Below are 16,374 nucleotides of genomic sequence, written 5' to 3' on the forward strand. Positions count from 1 at the left end.
CCACACGATCACCTCGCAGCATCAGACCCTGGCACTGCTGCTGTTCAGCGTCTTTGTCGCGGTCACCCTCGCGATCACCACCTGGGTGAGCCGTAACCGCCGCGGGTCCGCGGAGGAGTTCTATGTCGGCGGGCGGCTCTTCTCCCCGATGGAGAACGGTTTCGCCATCGCCGGTGACTACATGTCGGCCGCGTCGTTCCTCGGTATCTCGGGACTGATCGCGCTCTTCGGTTACGACGGCATGCTCTACTCGGTCGGCTTTCTGGTCGCCTGGCTGGTCGTGCTGCTCCTGGTGGCCGAACTGGTCCGCAACTGCGGCCGGTTCACGCTGGCCGACGTCGTGGCGGCGCGGATGAGTGAGCACCCGGTCAGGATCGCGGTGGGCTCCTCGTCGGTCACCGTGTCCGTGCTGTACCTGGTGGCGCAGATGGTCGGCGCCGGCAGCCTCGTCTCGCTCCTGCTGGGCGGGAACAGCGGCGCGGCCCAGGCATGGACCGTGATCGGTGTCGGCGCCCTCATGGTGATCTATGTGACGCTCGGCGGGATGCGGGCCACCACCTGGATCCAGATCGTGAAGGCCATTCTGCTGATGACGGGTTCGATCCTGCTCACGGTGCTCGTCCTGGTGCGTTTCCACGGAGACTTCAACCAACTGCTCACCTCAGCCGCGCACCGTAGTGGCCACGGGATGAAGTTTCTGGCACCCGGGCTCAAGTACGGCGGGGACTGGACCTCCCGTATCGACTTCATCAGTCTCGGTCTGGCGCTGGTCCTCGGAACGGCCGGGCTGCCGCATATCCTGTCGCGCTTCTACACCGTGCCTACTGCCCGCGCCGCCCGCCGCTCCGTCGTCTGGTCGATCGGTCTCATCGGCGGCTTCTATCTGATGACGATCGTGCTCGGCTTCGGTGCGGCGGCGCTCGTCGGCTCGGACCAGGTCCGGGCGTCGAACCCGGCGGGCAACACCGCGGTACCGCTGCTCGCACTGGAGGTGGGCGGGGGAGCCGAGTCCACCGGAGGCACGGTGCTCTTCGCCGTGGTCGCCGCGGTCGCCTTCGCCACCATCCTCGCCGTCGTCGCGGGGATCACACTGGCCTCGTCGGCCTCCGTCGCGCACGACCTCTATGCGACGCTCAGACGCCGTGGCACCCGCGGCAGCGGAGGGAAACAGCGCAGCGAGGTGGCCGTGGCCCGTGTCGCGGCCGCCGGTATCGGCGCCGTGGCCATCGGGCTCAGCCTGCTGGCGAAGGACCTGAACGTCGCGTTCCTGGTGGGGCTGGCTTTCGCTGTCGCGGCATCGGCCAATCTCCCGGCGCTCCTCTTCTCGCTGTTCTGGCGGAACTTCACCACGCGCGGTGCGGTCTGGTCCGTGTACGGAGGGCTCGTCCCGGCGATCGTCCTGGTGGTTCTCTCGCCGGTGGTCTCCGGGAGCCCCACCTCGCTCTTCCCCGGCGTGGACTTCCAGTTCTTCCCGCTGGAGAATCCGGGGCTGGTCTCCATCCCCCTCGGCTTCCTCGCGGGATGGCTCGGTACGGTCACCTCGTCCGAGCCGCCCGACGCGGCCCGGCACGCCGAGACGGAGGTGCGGTCACTGACCGGTGCCGGGGCCGTCTGACCCGGGTGCGGCCCAGGCGTAACGATGCTCGGGCCTCCCGGTGTCCCCGTACTTCAGCGTCAGCCTGAGCCGCCCCGTCTGTTCGAGCTGGCGCAGATAGCGCTGTGCCGTGGAACGGCTGAGCCCGGTCCTCGCGGCCACCTGGTGCGCCGACAGCGGTTGCCGGGCGCCGGTCAGGGTCTCGCGGATCAGGTCGGATGTCGGTACGGAGTGCCCGCTGGGCAAACCCGAGGAAGCGGCCGGCCCGGTGGTCCGCAGTGCGCCGAAGATCCGGTCGACCTGTTCCTGCCCCGCGCACTCTCCGCTGCCTCCGACACGGCTCACGGTGCGCCGCAGCGCCGCGTACCCTTCGAGCCGGGACCGCAGCACCGAGAACGTGAACGGTTTGACCAGATAGTGCAGGGCGCCGTGGCGCATGGCGGCCTGCACGGTCGCCACGTCGGCGGCCGCCGTCACCATGATCACGTCGGTGTGGTGTCCCAGCTCCCGCATCCGCCGGACCAGCGCCAGCCCTGTTTCGTCCGGCAGATAGTGGTCGAGCAGGACCAGATCGATGGGTTCGCGCTCCAGCGCCGCCATCGCCTGGGCGGCGCTGTGCGCGCGGGCGGCGACACGGAAGCCGGGAACCTTCGCCACGTACGCAGCGTTGATCTCAGCGACACGGAAGTCGTCATCGACCACCAGTACATCCATCATCGGGCCGCTCTCTGTCCGTGGCGGTCTGAGCCGTTCCTGTTGACCACGTAGTTGTAGCGCGCGCAAAACGAGCACAACAGTCTCCTGCAGGCAGAAGACCGCCTTGCGCCCACAAGGCTGCCGCTCTGCCGCGTGCCACCTCTACGGTCCGGTCCATGAGCACAGACACGAGCCCCGCCATCGAACTGCGGGGCGCCAGCAAGGTGTTCCGCACCCCGTCGGGGGTCCCGCACACCGCCGTGCGGGAGGTGGACCTCACCGTCGAGCGCGGTGAGTTCGTCGCCGTGGTCGGCCCCACGGGCTGCGGCAAGTCGACCACGCTGACCCTGGTCAGCGGCCTTGAGGAGCCCACCGACGGTGAGGTGCTGGTGGCCGGTGAGCCGGTCCGCGGCATCGGCGACAAGGTCGGATTCGTCTTCCAGCAGGACGCCGTCTTCCCCTGGCGGACCGTCCTGTCCAATGTGATGGCGGGCCCGCGCTTCCGTGGCGCGCCGAAGGCGGAGGCCAGGGAGAAGGCCCGTGAGTGGCTGGCCCGCGTCGGTCTCTCCTCGTTCGAGGACCGCTACCCGCACCAGCTCTCCGGGGGCCAGCGCAAGCGGGTCGCGCTCGCCGCCACCTTTGTCAACGACCCCGAAATCCTGCTGATGGACGAGCCGTTCTCCGCGCTCGACGTCCAGACCAGGGCGCTGATGTCGGACGAACTCCTCGAACTCTGCGCGGGCACCGGTACGTCGGTGGTCTTCGTCACCCACGATCTGGAGGAGTCCATCGCGCTCGCCGACCGGGTGGTGGTGATGACGGCGGGCCCGGCGACCGTCAAGCAGATCTTCGAGATCGACCTGCCCAGGCCCCGCAAGGTCGAAGCCGTGCGCCTCGAGCCCCGGTTCGTCGAGATCTACCGCGAGATCTGGTCCTCGCTGGGCGAGGAAGTCCGTATCACCCGTGAGCGAGGTGCCGCCGATGCCGCCTGAGACCGAGCCCGTGCCCGGCGCCGCTGCCACCACGCTGTCGTCCGCCGCCTCCGCGGCCGCATCCGACAAGAGGAACGGCAGGACCGAGGAGCGCCGGCGGGCAGCACGCAACCGCCGTGCGGTGGTGTACGTGAGCCGTGTGCTGCTGCTGATCGCGGTGGTCGCCCTCTGGGAGATCCTGGCCCGCACCAAGGTGATCGACCCCTTCAACTTCTCGATGCCGTCGAAGATCTGGGACCAGATACGGGAGTGGGCGCTGCACGGCACCGCGCAGGGATCTCTCTGGGAGCAGATCTGGTACACGATGTACGAGGCGCTGCTCGGCTGGATCATCGGTGTGGTCGCAGGGGTGGTTCTGGGTATCGCCCTGGGCCGGATCCGGTTCCTCTCCGATGTGCTCGGCCCGTACATCAAGGTGCTCAACGCCATTCCGCGCATCGTGCTGGCGCCGGTCTTCCTCATCTGGTTCGGGCTCGGCCCCGCCTCGAAGGTCGCGTCCGCCGTTGTGCTGGTCTTCTTCCCGGTCTTCTTCAACGCCTTCCAGGGCGCCAGGGAAGTCGACCGCAACCTTGTCGCCAACGCCCGGATCCTCGGCGCCAGCAACCGGCGTGTCACCTTCCAGGTGGTCATCCCCTCCGCCACCTCCTGGATCTTCACCAGCCTCCATGTCAGCTTCGGCTTCGCGCTCATCGGCGCGATCGTCGGGGAGTACATCGGTGCGACCAAGGGCCTCGGACTGCTGGTCTCCGCGTCGCAGGGCACCTTCAACGCCGCGGGTGTGTACGCGGCGATGGTGATCCTTGCGGTGGTCGCGCTGATCACCGAAGGGCTGCTGACCTTCGCCGAGCGGCGGCTGTTCCGGTGGCGGCCGGTGGACACGGGCAGCGAGCGCTGACGGCGCAGCCCCGTCGGCCGCTTTGCGGACCCGGTGCCTCCGGGGCCCGGCCTCCGGCAATTCCGTACTGACCTCCTGGTAATTCCGTACAGATCACAGGGACGTGATGAACATGCGCAGCATCAGCAGGGTGTCGGCAGTCGCGGTGACGGGTGTGCTGGCGCTGACCGCGCTCACCGGCTGCGGCGGCGGCTCCCCGGGCGGCGGCAAGGACGGCGGCAAGATCAAGATCATGGTGGGCGGTCTGGACAAGGTGATCTATCTGCCCGTGATGCTCACCCAGCGGCTCGGGTACTTCAAGGACGAGGGCCTCGACGTCTCGCTGCTGACCGAGCCCGCGGGTGTCCAGGCCGAGACGGCGCTGGTCTCCGGCGATGTCCAGGGCACCGTCGGTTTCTACGACCACACGCTCGACCTTCAGTCCAAGGGCAAGCACGTCGAATCGGTGGTGCAGTTCTCGCATGCCCCCGGTGAGGTGGAGGTGGTCTCCAACAAGGCCGCGGGGTCGCTCACCGGCCCCAAGGACTTCAAGGGCAAGAAGCTGGGGGTCACCGGGCTCGGTTCGTCCACCGACTTCCTCACCAAGTATCTGGCGGTCCGTGCGGGCGGGCAGAGCGGCGACTTCACCCCGGTCGCCGTCGGCGCGGGGCAGACGTTCATCGCCGCGCTCAAACAGGGCTCGATCCAGGGCGGGATGACCACCGACCCGACGGTCGCGAACATCGTCGACCAGAAGCTCGGCCAGGTCCTCATCGACATGCGTACCCCCGAGGGCTCGCAGGCGGCGCTCGGCGGACCGTACCCCTCGTCCAGCCTCTATATGAACGCCGACTGGGTCGACGGCCACAAGCCCGCGGTGCAGAAGCTGGTCAACGCTTTCGTGAAGACCCTGAAGTGGATGTCGTCGCACTCGCCCGACGAGATCGCGGCCAAGATGCCGGCCGACTACGCACAGGGCGGAAAGGGGCTCTACGCACAGTCGATCAAGGCCACGCTGCCGATGTTCACCAAGGACGGTGTGATGCCGGCCAACGGCCCCGAGACGGTCGAGAAGGTGCTGAAGGCCTTCAACCCCAACCTCAAGAACGCCACGGTTGATCTGTCCAAGACATATACGACGGAGTTCGCGAAGAAGGCCCGCTAGGACCCGGTGGTCCTGTCGTAGCGGGGCGCGCGTGCGCGCCACTGCTCGATCCGGTGGGGGCGCGGCTGCACGACGTTGTGCCGCTCGTGATCACCACATCCAGGGTCTCTGCATGGACATCCCAGACACACGCCTGGATCGCGCCCGCCGGCGCCGGGCCACCGCGCATACGATCCTCGACCGGCTCGGGCTGTTCGAGCGGTGGCGGCCGCTCGGCGCGCCCGTGCTCGTCGGATCCGTCGCCCTTGACCTGGTGGTGGAACCCGACATCGATATGGAGGTCTACTCCACCGCTCCGTCCGTGGCCGAGGGGTTCGCTGTGCTCGCCGCCTGCGCGCAGCTGCCCGGGGTACGCAGAGTTCGCTTCACGAACGCCCTCGATCTGCCGGACCGGGGACTGTACTGGCGACTGGACTACGAGTTCACGCATGACGAGACCTGGAAGATCGACATGTGGTGGCTCCCCAGTGATCACCCCGGTCCCCGCGCGGCTGACCTCGTCGCCCCCGTGCGCGCCGCCCTGGACGACTCGACCCGCGACGCCGTCCTCTCCATCAAGGAGGACGCGGCGGCGCGGGGCGAGGCGACACAAGGGGTGTGGGTCTACCGGGCGGTCCTGGATCACGGGGTCCGCACCTATGACGAGTTCCGTGCCTGGTGCGCCCGGACCCCCACGGACGGTCTGGTGTCGTGGCAGCCGAGCGCCACGCGGACGGCGGAGTAGCCCGTCTTCAAGCTTCCGGCATCCTCCCGGAGGGCGCCCCGGCTCCGTACCCGCCGCGCCGTCCCGGCCTGCGACCCCCTGGGCCGTCGGAGCGGGCCGTGTCGGTGATGGCGCAGGCGAGGTGCAGATCGACCCGGTCGCGGGCGTGGGAGAGGTCGCGGCCCGTCAACTGCTCGACACGGCCGATGCGGTAGTGCAGCGTGCTGACGTGGATGTGGAGTTCGGCCGCTGTCGTACGCCAGGCGCCGTTGTGCTCGAGGAACACCTCCAGCGTGCGCAGGAACTCCGCGCCGTGGGTGCGGTCGTACTCCTCCAGGGGGCCGAGGAGCCGTCTGCGGAAGGCCCTTCTGATCTCGACCGGGACTCCGGCGAGCAGAAGGAGGTGGGAGTCGAGGTCGCGGGCGGTGACCAGGGAGAGCCGCTCCGCTCCCAGCCCGGCCAGGTGCCCGGCGTGCCGGGCTTCCTCCAGCGCCCGGAGCAGGCCGCCCGGAGTGGATACGGTGCCGCTGAGTCCGAACGAGATCCGGCCGTCTCCGGTTGCACCCGCGAGCACGGCGAAGCGCTCGCGGAGCAGCTCCGCCACCTTCAGGTCGTCGCGGATCACCCCACCGAGTGAGACGAGGACGGTGAGACCGCGGCCGTCCCCGGCGACCACCGCACAGACCTGCGGATCGTGGTCGAGTGCGCTCTCGACCAGGTCGGCGGCCAGGTCCCAGGGCCGTAGGCTCCCCAGGCTGGTGGCGGTCAGGACCAGGTAAGGGCCCTGGACCGCGAGGCCGGCGGCGCGCAGCCTGGGCGTCAGCACAGCGGCCGGTGCTCCGGACTCGACGAGTGCGACCAGTTCGGTGAGGAAGTGCTGCTCGGTGCGGCGCCGTTCGTCGCGCCGGGCCCCGCCCAGGGCGAGCAACTCGGCTGTCTGGGTGGCCGATTCCACTTCATCGGAGGCCAGGAGCTCTCCGGCCACCACGAGGTGCCCGCCGCCGCTGCCGCGCCGGCCGATCGGCAGAACGGTGTAGCGGACGGCAGCGGGCCGGCGGTCGGCGGGCCCCGCGGAGCCCGGCCGGGACGCGTCGGCCGTCACCGTCGCGGGAAGCCGGCCGGAGCGCTGTGCGGCCGCGCTCAGTGCCGCGCGGCTGCCGGCCGGCAGTGCCGCCGGCGGCCCGGCGAGCAGGCGTCCCGCAGGTGACAGGACCCAGCAGTCGCGGCCCAGTTCGGTGGCGAGCATGGCGGTGAGCCCGCCGAGATCGGCGCCGTCGACCAGGGCCTGGACGAGGCGCCGGTGGCGGCCGAGCATCTCGCCCAGCTCCCGGCCGCGCTCATGGTTGATGCGGTCGATGACGGTGCGGGACAGGCTGCTGTACGACACCTCGGCGGCGGCTGCCAGGAGCGGCAGGCCGTGGCGGCCGCACGCCTCGGCCAGGGCGGGCGGCACCTCGCCGAGCAGCAGGTCACCGGCGACGACGGCGGCCGCGCCGCCCGCGCTGAGGGAGGCGGCGAACAGGGCGCAGTCGGCGGGCTCGCGGTACCAGCCCTCGCTGGTCAGCACCAGTTCGCCACCGGTCAGGAACGCCTCGGGCTCCAGCAGATCCGTCGTGTACACCCAGCGCAGCTCACGGCTGAGGGCTTCGGTGTCACCGGTGAGCAGTTCGAGCCGCAGGCCGGGCAGGGCCAGCAGGTCCGCGACGTTCATGTGCGGGGTCCGATCGTTGGGTTACTCCGACGATCGTAGGAGCCGGGCGCTGTTTCCGGCCAGGGTTTCGCACCCTCGTAGCCTGCCCCGCCCGCCACCGCCACTGGTCTACTTCGGGTGCTGCAGTGCTCCCGTCAACTGCCCGGACACGCCGTCGGGGCAGACTGAATCCAATGATCGATGGAATGGGGCTCTCATGGCCCAGCACGGTTGCATCGCCCGTACCGTCCGCGCCGCCACCACCGTCGAGACATCCGGGGTCGAACCGATCCCGGACGCCGAACGCACGGGGGGATCCGGCGCTTCGTTCACCCTCTGGTTCAGCTCCAACGTCCAGTTCTCCAGCCTCAGCAGTGGTCTGCTCGCCACCGCCGCCTTCGGGCTGGGCTGGCTGCAGGCCCTCGCGGCGATCGTTCTCGGCAGCGCGATCGGTGCCGCCGCGATCGGTGCGATGTCCACCTTCGGCCCCCGGGCCGGAGTGGGACTGCTCGTCCAGTCACGTATTCCGCTCGGCCGTCTCGGCAGCGCTGTCCCCGCGGTACTGGTCTTCTTCAAGGCGTGCGCCTGGTTCGCCGTGAACTCGGTGCTCGGCTCCTTCGCCCTGCAGTCCCTCCTGGGCGCCGGGTTCGGTCCGGCCTTCGCCATAGTGACGGTCAGCCAGGTGCTGATCGCTCTGCTCGGGTACGGCTTCATCCACCTGGTGCAGAAGGCGATGGCGGTCGTCCTGCCGCTTCTCTTCGTCGGCGTCTCCGTCTACGGATTCGCCAAGAGCGATCTGGGCTCGTCGTTCGACGCACACAAGGCGGGTCCGCTGGGCTTCGCGGGGGCGTTCGCGCTCACCGTCGCCGTCCAGGCCGCGCGCTCGCTCAGCTTCTCCTCGTACTCCGCCGACTACACCCGCTACCTGCCGGCCGGCACTCCGCAGCGGAGACTGTTCGGCAACGCCTTCGGAGGAGCGCTGCTCGGCTCGGTGTGGATCGCGAGCCTGGGCGCGGCGATCGGCACGCTCACCTTCGTCGGTACCCCCACCGACCTGGTCAACAACGTCCTGCCTTCCACACTCGGGGCGCTCACCATGCTGGCGCTGGGGGTGTCCACCATCACCTCCAGCTGTCTGGACTGTTACTCCGGCGCGATGGCCTGGCTGGTCGTCGGGGTACGGATGGCCCGCTGGCAGGCTGTCCTGGTCGTCGGTGCGATCGGCTCGGCCATCGGCTGGGCGGCAGGGCAGGGCGACTACTGGGAGTCATTCCAGAACTTCCTGATCCTGCTCGGCAACTGGATCGCGCCCTGGCTCGCGGTCATGCTCGTGCACCGGTTCTTCGCCGGGGCGCCATCCGATGCGCGGCCCGTCCGTTTCGGGGCGGGGTTCGTCTCCTGGCTGCTCGGTATCGCCGCGGCGGTTCCCTTCATGAGCCAGCCCGGTGTCTTCACCGGGCCCCTCGCCCGGAGCCATCCGGCACTTGGCCCCTACGCTGCGGCCGTCGCCTTTGCCACGGCCGGGCTCATCCATCTCCTGCTCGTACGGGCGCTGCCGACCGGTACGCCCCGCACGGACAGGTCCGTCACCACCGAACCCGACCCCGGCCCGCACACCGACTCCAACCCCAACCCCAATCCCGACTCCAACCCCAATCCCGACCCCGATCCCAGGGAGATTCCCGCATGAGCACCGCCCAGGCACCCGCAGAGACTGCCTCCGCCCTCGACGTACAGCACCTGCACACCGCGGTCACCATCGCCCAGCGCTCCCGCACCGCGGGCAACCACCCCTTCGGCGCGCTGCTCGCCGGCCCCGACGGCACGGTCCTGCTGGAGGCGGAGAACACTGTCACGACCGAACGCGATGCCACCGGCCACGCCGAGACCAATCTGGTGCGGCTGTCCAGCGCCGCGTACGACGCGGAGTTCCTGCGCACCTGCACGCTCTACACCAGCACCGAGCCCTGTGCGATGTGCTCCGGCGCGATCTACTGGTCCCACATCGGCCGGGTCGTCTACGCGCTCGGCGAGGACCAGCTGCTCGCCATGACCGGCGCCAACCCGGAGAACCCCACCATGGCCCTGCCCTGCCGTGATGTCTTCGCAGCGGGCCAGCGGGTCCTCCCGGTCGTCGGCCCGGTCGCCGTCGACGCCGCCCGTACCGTCCACGAGGGTTTCTGGGGCTGAGCCGGTACGGAGCCGGGCCGGGACACGCGTACAGCGGCAGCGTGCCCCGGCCCGGCTCCCGTTCGTCCCGCTCCTGTCCGTCAGCCCCGCACCTCCCGCGCGGTCCCCGCCCGTTGCCCGGCCAACGCCTCCGGGAGTACGACGGTGAACTCGGCGCCGCCGTCCGGGCCGGTACCGACCCGGGCGCTGCCGCCCTGCCGTTCGGCGAGTCTGCGGACCAGCGGGAGGCCCAGACCCCGCTTCCCGTGCGCGGGGAGCTTCTTGGTCGACCAGCCCTCGGTGAAGATCAGTTCACGCTGTTCCTCCGGTATCCCCGCTCCGCTGTCACAGACACGCAGGACGGCCGTATGGCCCTCGGCGAGCAGCTCGGCCTCCACCCGCGCACCGGCCGAACCGGACACCGCATCCAGGGCGTTGTCCACCAGATTGCCCACGATCGTCACCAGCCCCTGCGGGTCGACCAGCCGGTCCGGCAGCAGCGTTTCCGGGGTCAGACGGAGGGCGACCCCGCGCTCGGCCGCCACCGTCGCCTTGCCGACCAGCAGGGCGGCCAGCAGCGGATCGTGGATCTTCCCGGTGATCTGCTCGGCGGTGGTGCGGTGTGCTCCGACCACCTCACTGATGAACTCCGCGGCCTCGTCGTGCATCTCCAGTTCGAGGAGGCCGAGGAGCGTGTGCATCCGGTTGGCGTGCTCGTGGTCCTGGGCGCGCAGGGCGTCGATCAGCCCGCGGGTGGAGTCGAGTTCACGGCCCAGCCGCTCCAGCTCGGTCCGGTCACGGAGGGTGGCCACCGCGCCTCCGTCGTCGGTGGGCATCCGGTTGGCGACCAGGACGCGGCGGCCGCATACCGCCAGCAGGTCCTCGCCCGTGACGCGGCCTGCCAGCACATCGGTGGTGCGCCCCTCGCCCAGCGCCTCGGTGAGGGGGAGCCCGATGATCCCGGGGCCGAGGTCCAGAAGGCGCTGGGCCTCGTCGTTCATGAGCCGTATCCGGCCGCCGCCGTCCAGCGCGACGACCCCTTCACGGATGCCGTGCAGCATCGCCTCACGCTCGGCGAGCAGCGCCGAGATGTCGGAGAACGCAAGGTCGTGCACCTGCCGCTGGAGCCGCCGTGAGATCAGATACGCGGCCAGCGCCCCCGCCGCGAGTGCCCCGCCCGCGTACGCGAGGAGCCCCGGGATCATCGCGAGCAGATGCGCGCGCACGCTGTCGTATCTGATGCCGACCGACACCGCGCCGACGATCCGGCGGTGGCTGTCGCGCAGGGGGACCTTGCCCCGGGCGGAGCGGCCCAGGGTGCCGCTGTCGATCTGCATGACCTCGTGGCCCGACAGCGGTCGCCGGGCACTTGTCGAGACCGGACGGCCGATCTCCGAGCGGGTGGTGTGCGACCAGCGGATCCCGCGTACGTCCATGACCACGATGTACTCCGCGTGGGTCGCACGCCGGATGCGTTCGGCCTCGGCCTGGACCGGGCCGCCGGGCGTCGGCCGGGAGGCGAGGAGCTCCGCCGCCAGCCGGGGCGAGGCGGTAGTCTCGGCGATCGCGAGGGCGCGGCGCATGGCCTGGTCGTCGAACTGGGCGCCGAGCGGGCGCAGGAAGAGACCGGTTGCCAGGGCGAGCACTCCGCCGGCGATGGTCAGCTGCATCAGCAGCACCTGCGAGAACACCCGCCGGGGCAGTCCGATACGGCGTTTCCGGGGCTGTCCGCTGTTCATGTGGCAGAACCGTAGAGTGCGGGCGGGGCCACCGGAAGTTCCCCACCGTACGCAAACCGCTTGCGGCCTTTGCGCTAATCTTGCGCGCATGACGCGACGACTTGCACAGGTGGCACAGAAGGTTGGGGTCAGTGAGGCCACGGTCAGCCGGGTACTCAACGGCAGGCCCGGCGTCTCCGAGGCGACGCGGCAGGCTGTTCTGTCCGCACTCGACGTGCTGGGGTACGAACGTCCCACCCAGCTGCGCGGTGAACGCGCCCGGCTGGTGGGCCTGGTCCTCCCTGAGCTGCAGAACCCGATCTTCCCGGCCTTCGCCGAAGTGGTCGGCGGCGCCCTCGCGCAGCAGGGTCTGACGCCCGTGCTCTGCACCCAGACCAAGGGCGGTGTGTCGGAGGCCGACTACGTCGAACTCCTGCTGGAGCAGCAGGTGTCGGGGGTGGTCTTCGCGGGCGGTCTCTACCAGCAGCTCGACGCCCCGCACGAGCACTACAAGGTGCTCGCGGACCGCAGGATTCCGGTCGTCCTGATCAACGCGACCCTGCCGGACCTCGGTTTCCCGGGTGCCTCCTGCGACGACGCGGTCGCCCTCGGGCAGGCCTGGCGCCATCTGGCCTCGCTCGGTCACGAGCGGATCGGCCTGGTGCTCGGGCCCGGTGACCATGTGCCGTCGCTGCGCAAGCTCGACGCCGCCCGGGTGATCGCGGCCGAACTGGGCGCCGAACTCCCCGACGAGCGGGTCGTACGGGCGATGTTCTCGCTGGAGGGCGGCCACGCGGCGGCGGGCCGGCTGCTCGACCAGGGGGTCACCGGAGTCATCTGCGCGAGCGACCCGCTCGCACTCGGCGCGGTGCGCGCCGCCCGCCGCCGGGGCCTCTCGGTGCCCGGCGACATCTCGATCGTCGGCTACGACGACTCGGCCTTCATGAACTGCACCGAACCCCCGCTGACCACGGTCCGCCAGCCCATCGAGGCGATGGGGCGCGCCGCGGTCGAGCTGCTGTCCGTGCAGATCGGAGGCCATACGGTCTCATCGGACGAGCTGCTCTTCGAGCCCGAACTGGTGGTGCGCGGTTCCACGGCGCAGGTGTCGCGCAGTGGGGAGCAGTAACTGTCAAAAATTTGCGGAATCTGCGCGACATCTTGCGGAGTGCTGTTGTCGGTGGTTGAGTTTGCGCCGCCCCACAGCGACGCAGTTGTGGGCTTCCAGCGCTCCTGCCCACAAGGGGACCACCGATGAGAAGCACCTGGTTCCGCCCGACCCACCGCCGTACCGCGACGGCTGCCCTCGTCTCCGCGCTCGCCCTGACCGCACTGGCCGCCTGCGGCACCAGCAGCAGCGACACCAGCAGCGGATCAGGCGGCGGGAGTTCGGATCCGTCCGCTCCGCTCGACCCGAAGACCAAGGTCACGCTGACCATGGACTGTATGCCGCCGGCCGCGAAGGCCGCCGAGCTGCGCGAGTGGAAGGAGGACATCAAGGCGTTCAACAAGCAGTACCCGAACGTCACGATCGACGGTAAGTCCACGCCCGGCCAGTGCGAGGAGCCCACACGCTTCACCGCCGCTCTCAAGGGGAAGTCGCAGCCGGACGTCTTCTACACGTACTTCACCGATCTCCAGCAGGTGCTGGACAACGGCGGCGCCGCCGACATATCGGCGTATGTGAACGCGAAGAACGTTCCCGCGCTGGGCAGTATCGACCCGGACGTGATGAACGTCCTGAAGAAGGACGGCAAGACCTACGGCCTGCCCACCAGCAACTACACGATGGGCTTGATGATCAACCGCAAGCTCTTCAAGCAGGCCGGTCTCGACCCCGACAGGCCGCCGGTCACCTGGGCCGAGGTCCGCAAGGACGCCAAGGCCATCGCCGGTCTCGGTCACGGCATCGCGGGCTACGGCGACTACAGCGCGACCAACCAGGGCGGCTGGCACTTCACCGCCGAGATGTACGGCCTCGGTGGCGACGTCGTCACCCCGGACGGCAGGAAGGCCGCCTTCAACGACGCCATCGGCAAGGAGGTGCTGACGAACCTCAAGGCCATGCGCTGGGACGACGACAGCATGGGCAAGACCCAGCTGCTCAAGTGGGGCGATCTGCAGAAGCAGATATCCACCGACAAGCTCGGGATGTTCCTCGCGGCCCCCGACGACCTCACGTACATGGTCCAGCAACTGGGCGCCAAGTACGCCGACTACGGTATGGGGCCGATCCCCGGCGGGCATGCCACGCTCTTCGGCGGCAACGACTACATGATCAAGGCGGGCAGCTCCCCGGACAAGATCAAGGCGGCCATCGCCTGGGTCAACTTCAAGACGCTCACCCCCGGCAAGGGGCAGTTCGACTGGGCCCGCTCGAAGTCCGACAAGCTGCCGGTCGGTCTGCCGCAGCCGAACTTCTGGACCGGCGACACCAAGGCCAAGGACCTCCGGTCCCGGACCGACAACGCCACCATGCCGGTCGAGAACTTCAGGCCCTTCATGGAGAACCCCGTCAAGGGGAAGGCCGAGCCGGCCAAGGCGCAGGAGATCTACAAGGTCCTCGACGATGCGATGTCCGGGGTCCTGACCAACAAGAACGCCTCCATCGACTCCCTGCTCTCCACCGCCGAACAGCAGGTCAACCAGGTCCTGGCGAACTAGTACCAGTACCGCACGGCGAACCAGTACCGGCACCGCACCACGAAGGGCCGGGACCCAGCGGTCCCGGCCCCGCCCAGACCGAGACCCGGAGAACCGGCGCCAAGGAGAGACGATGTCGGCCCCCACCCTGTCCACGAGCAGCCTGCCGGTGCAGCCGCCGCAGCACGACGGCCCGCCGCCGCAGGCCCGTCGCGAGGTCTTCGTCCGCAGTCTGCGGCGCAACCTCTCGGCACACGGCTTCCTGATCGGCGCCGTCCTCTGCTTCGCCTTCTTCTCCTGGTACCCGATGGTCAGGGAATTCCTGCTGGCCTTCCAGAAGAACGAGGCGGGCAGGACCACCTGGGTCGGCCTGGACAACCTGAAGTACGTCTTCCACGACCCGGCCTTCTGGCAGGCCTGGCGCAACACCCTGCTCTTCACCGGTCTCGCGCTGCTGCTCGGTTTCCTGGTGCCGTTCGTCATCGCGATCGTGATCAATGAATTCCGGCACGCCCAGGGGTACTTGCGGCTCCTCGTCTACCTGCCCGTGATGCTGCCGCCGGTCGCGTCCGTCCTGCTCTTCAAGTACTTCTACGACCCGGGCTACGGGCTCTTCAACGGCATCCTGCACTTCCTGCACCTGCCCGAACAGCAGTGGCTCCAGTCCACCAGCACCTCGATGCTCTCCGTGGTGATCGCCTCGACCTGGATGAACATGGGCGGTGCGACGCTGATCTACCTCGCGGCCCTCCAGGGCATACCGGGCGAGCTGTACGAGGCGGCGGAGCTGGACGGCGCCGGGCTGCTGCGGAAGATCTGGCATGTGACCGTCCCGCAGACCCGGCTGATCCTCTCGCTGCTCCTGCTGATGCAGATCATCGCGACGATGCAGGTCTTCACCGAACCGTTCCTGCTGACCAACGGGGCGGGACCCGAGGGTTCGACGACGACCGTCGTCTACCTCATCTACCAGTACGCCTTCAACTTCAACAACTACGGCGGAGCCGCCGCACTCGGCCTGGTCCTGCTCGTCCTGCTCGCCGGTTTCTCGGCGGCGTACGTCCGACTGAGCCGCGACAGCGAGAGCTAGGGGTACGACGACGATGGCAGAGCGCACACTGATCTCACCCGCCCAACTGGGCAGACCCCGCGGAAAGGCCGTCTACTGGGGTGTCCTCACCCTGGTCGTCCTCCTCTTCACCCTGGTCTTCCTCGGCCCGCTCTACTGGATGGTGACCGGCGGGCTGAAGACCGCGCAGGAGTTCGCCCAGTCACCGCCCACCGCCTTCCCCAGGAGCTTCCACCCGGACAACTACTCCAGGGCCTGGCATGTGATGCAGCTGTCCAAGCTGCTGCTCAACACCCTCTACTACGCCTTCGGGGCGCTCGCCTTCCAACTGGTCCTCGACGTCGCCGCGGCCTACTCGCTCTCCAAGCTCAGACCCGTCTTCGGCAAGGCCATCCTCGGGATGATGCTGGCCACGCTGATGATCCCGGCGACCGTGCTCGTCGTACCGCAGTACCTCACCGTGCTCGACGTGCCGCTCTTCCAGCGCAACCTGCTCAACTCGCCCTGGGTGATCTGGCTTCCCTCCGTGACGAACGCCTTCAACATCTTCCTGCTGAAGCGGTTCTTCGACTCGGTCCCGCGGGAACTGCTGGACGCCGCCTCCATCGACGGGGCATCCCCGCTGCGCACCCTGCGCTCCGTGGTGCTGCCCATCTCCCGGCCCATTCTGGGAGTCGTCTCGATCTTCGCGGTCGTCGGCGTCTGGAAGGACTTCCTCTGGCCGATGCTCACCCTGCCCGACCCCGGCAAGCAGACCCTCAACGTCGGTATCTACTCGCTGGCCCAGGGGGTGCCCGAGAACTGGCTCATCGCCGCGCTGGCCATGGCGTCCGCGCCGACGCTGATCATCTTCCTGATCTTCCAGCGCAACATCATGAGCGGCCTGACCGCGGGCAGTCTGAAGGGCTGACGACCGCCCCGGCACCACCACCCCGGCACCAGCACCGCGGCACCGCCACCGCCTCAGTACCACCGCTCGCTGTGCGTCCTCCTCCCTCCGCGCTCCGCCGCCGGCCCCTTCCCGGCGCCCCGCTGTCCGGGGCCGGCGGCGGAGTCCCACC

General features: G+C 69.3%; 14 protein-coding genes. 11 read left to right on the top strand and 3 right to left on the bottom strand.

All coding sequences use genetic code 11. The annotated features are described in order from the left end of the window. The first annotated feature begins 7 nt into the window (after positions 1–7). The gene (locus tag ACWGKJ_RS17525; RefSeq protein WP_385021563.1) at positions 8–1,615 is read left to right on the top strand and encodes a solute symporter family protein; all 1,608 of its coding nucleotides are present in this window, start codon (positions 8–10) and stop codon (positions 1,613–1,615) included. Here ACWGKJ_RS17525 and ACWGKJ_RS17530 read toward each other — a convergent pair. Further along, positions 1,589–2,311, bottom strand: coding sequence for a response regulator (locus ACWGKJ_RS17530; RefSeq protein ID WP_385021469.1), 723 nt, complete (start codon positions 2,309–2,311; stop codon positions 1,589–1,591). The genes ACWGKJ_RS17525 and ACWGKJ_RS17530 overlap by 27 nt on opposite strands. Before the next feature lie 155 nt (positions 2,312–2,466). Here ACWGKJ_RS17530 and ACWGKJ_RS17535 point away from each other — a divergent pair, with 155 nt between their 5' ends. The 4 genes from ACWGKJ_RS17535 (at position 2,467) to ACWGKJ_RS17550 (ending at position 6,045) form a co-directional block, all read left to right on the top strand. Next, positions 2,467–3,282 (top strand): ABC transporter ATP-binding protein, encoded by an 816-nt coding sequence (locus ACWGKJ_RS17535; protein ID WP_385021466.1) that lies wholly within the window; start codon positions 2,467–2,469, stop codon positions 3,280–3,282. Further along, a complete protein-coding gene (locus ACWGKJ_RS17540; protein WP_385021463.1) occupies positions 3,272–4,177 on the top strand; it encodes an ABC transporter permease in 906 nt (301 codons plus the stop codon). The genes ACWGKJ_RS17535 and ACWGKJ_RS17540 overlap by 11 nt, the downstream gene beginning before the upstream one ends. Before the next feature lie 112 nt (positions 4,178–4,289). Further along, positions 4,290–5,321, top strand: coding sequence for an ABC transporter substrate-binding protein (locus ACWGKJ_RS17545; RefSeq protein WP_385021460.1), 1,032 nt, complete (start codon positions 4,290–4,292; stop codon positions 5,319–5,321). Positions 5,322–5,433: 112 nt separating this feature from the next. Then, positions 5,434–6,045: a hypothetical protein gene (locus tag ACWGKJ_RS17550; protein ID WP_385021457.1), complete on the top strand. Its 612-nt coding sequence runs from the start codon at positions 5,434–5,436 to the stop codon at positions 6,043–6,045. Positions 6,046–6,052: 7 nt separating this feature from the next. Here ACWGKJ_RS17550 and ACWGKJ_RS17555 read toward each other — a convergent pair whose 3' ends face one another. After that, positions 6,053–7,735: a helix-turn-helix domain-containing protein gene (locus ACWGKJ_RS17555; protein ID WP_385021455.1), complete on the bottom strand. Its 1,683-nt coding sequence runs from the start codon at positions 7,733–7,735 to the stop codon at positions 6,053–6,055. A 196-nt stretch (positions 7,736–7,931) separates the two neighbouring features. On the opposite strand from ACWGKJ_RS17555, the gene ACWGKJ_RS17560 reads away from it, so the two are divergent. Together ACWGKJ_RS17560 and ACWGKJ_RS17565 are read left to right on the top strand one after the other, a co-directional pair. Continuing rightward, positions 7,932–9,404, top strand: a complete 1,473-nt coding sequence (locus tag ACWGKJ_RS17560) for a purine-cytosine permease family protein (protein ID WP_385021452.1) — start codon at positions 7,932–7,934, stop codon at positions 9,402–9,404. Next, positions 9,401–9,904 (top strand): nucleoside deaminase, encoded by a 504-nt coding sequence (locus tag ACWGKJ_RS17565; protein ID WP_385021449.1) that lies wholly within the window; start codon positions 9,401–9,403, stop codon positions 9,902–9,904. The genes ACWGKJ_RS17560 and ACWGKJ_RS17565 overlap by 4 nt, the downstream gene beginning before the upstream one ends. An 80-nt stretch (positions 9,905–9,984) precedes the next feature. Here the strand turns inward: ACWGKJ_RS17565 and ACWGKJ_RS17570 are convergent, their stop codons facing one another. Continuing rightward, positions 9,985–11,622: a sensor histidine kinase gene (locus ACWGKJ_RS17570; RefSeq protein ID WP_385021447.1), complete on the bottom strand. Its 1,638-nt coding sequence runs from the start codon at positions 11,620–11,622 to the stop codon at positions 9,985–9,987. Between the two features lie 88 nt (positions 11,623–11,710). Here ACWGKJ_RS17570 and ACWGKJ_RS17575 point away from each other — a divergent pair, with 88 nt between their 5' ends. From ACWGKJ_RS17575 to ACWGKJ_RS17590, 4 genes are all read left to right on the top strand, one after another. Then, entirely contained in the window at positions 11,711–12,730 is a 1,020-nt protein-coding gene (locus tag ACWGKJ_RS17575) for a LacI family DNA-binding transcriptional regulator (RefSeq protein ID WP_385021445.1), read from the top strand. Positions 12,731–12,855: 125 nt separating this feature from the next. Beyond that, positions 12,856–14,265, top strand: a complete 1,410-nt coding sequence (locus tag ACWGKJ_RS17580; RefSeq protein WP_385021442.1) for an extracellular solute-binding protein — start codon at positions 12,856–12,858, stop codon at positions 14,263–14,265. Between the two features lie 112 nt (positions 14,266–14,377). Then, the gene (locus ACWGKJ_RS17585) at positions 14,378–15,334 is read left to right on the top strand and encodes a carbohydrate ABC transporter permease (RefSeq protein ID WP_385021439.1); all 957 of its coding nucleotides are present in this window, start codon (positions 14,378–14,380) and stop codon (positions 15,332–15,334) included. A gap of 13 nt (positions 15,335–15,347) precedes the next feature. Further along, complete coding sequence (locus ACWGKJ_RS17590) at positions 15,348–16,223, top strand: carbohydrate ABC transporter permease (RefSeq protein WP_385021436.1); 876 nt, start codon at positions 15,348–15,350, stop codon at positions 16,221–16,223. Positions 16,224–16,374: the final 151 nt, after the last annotated feature.

This window comes from Streptomyces sp. NPDC054757 (assembly GCF_053612185.1).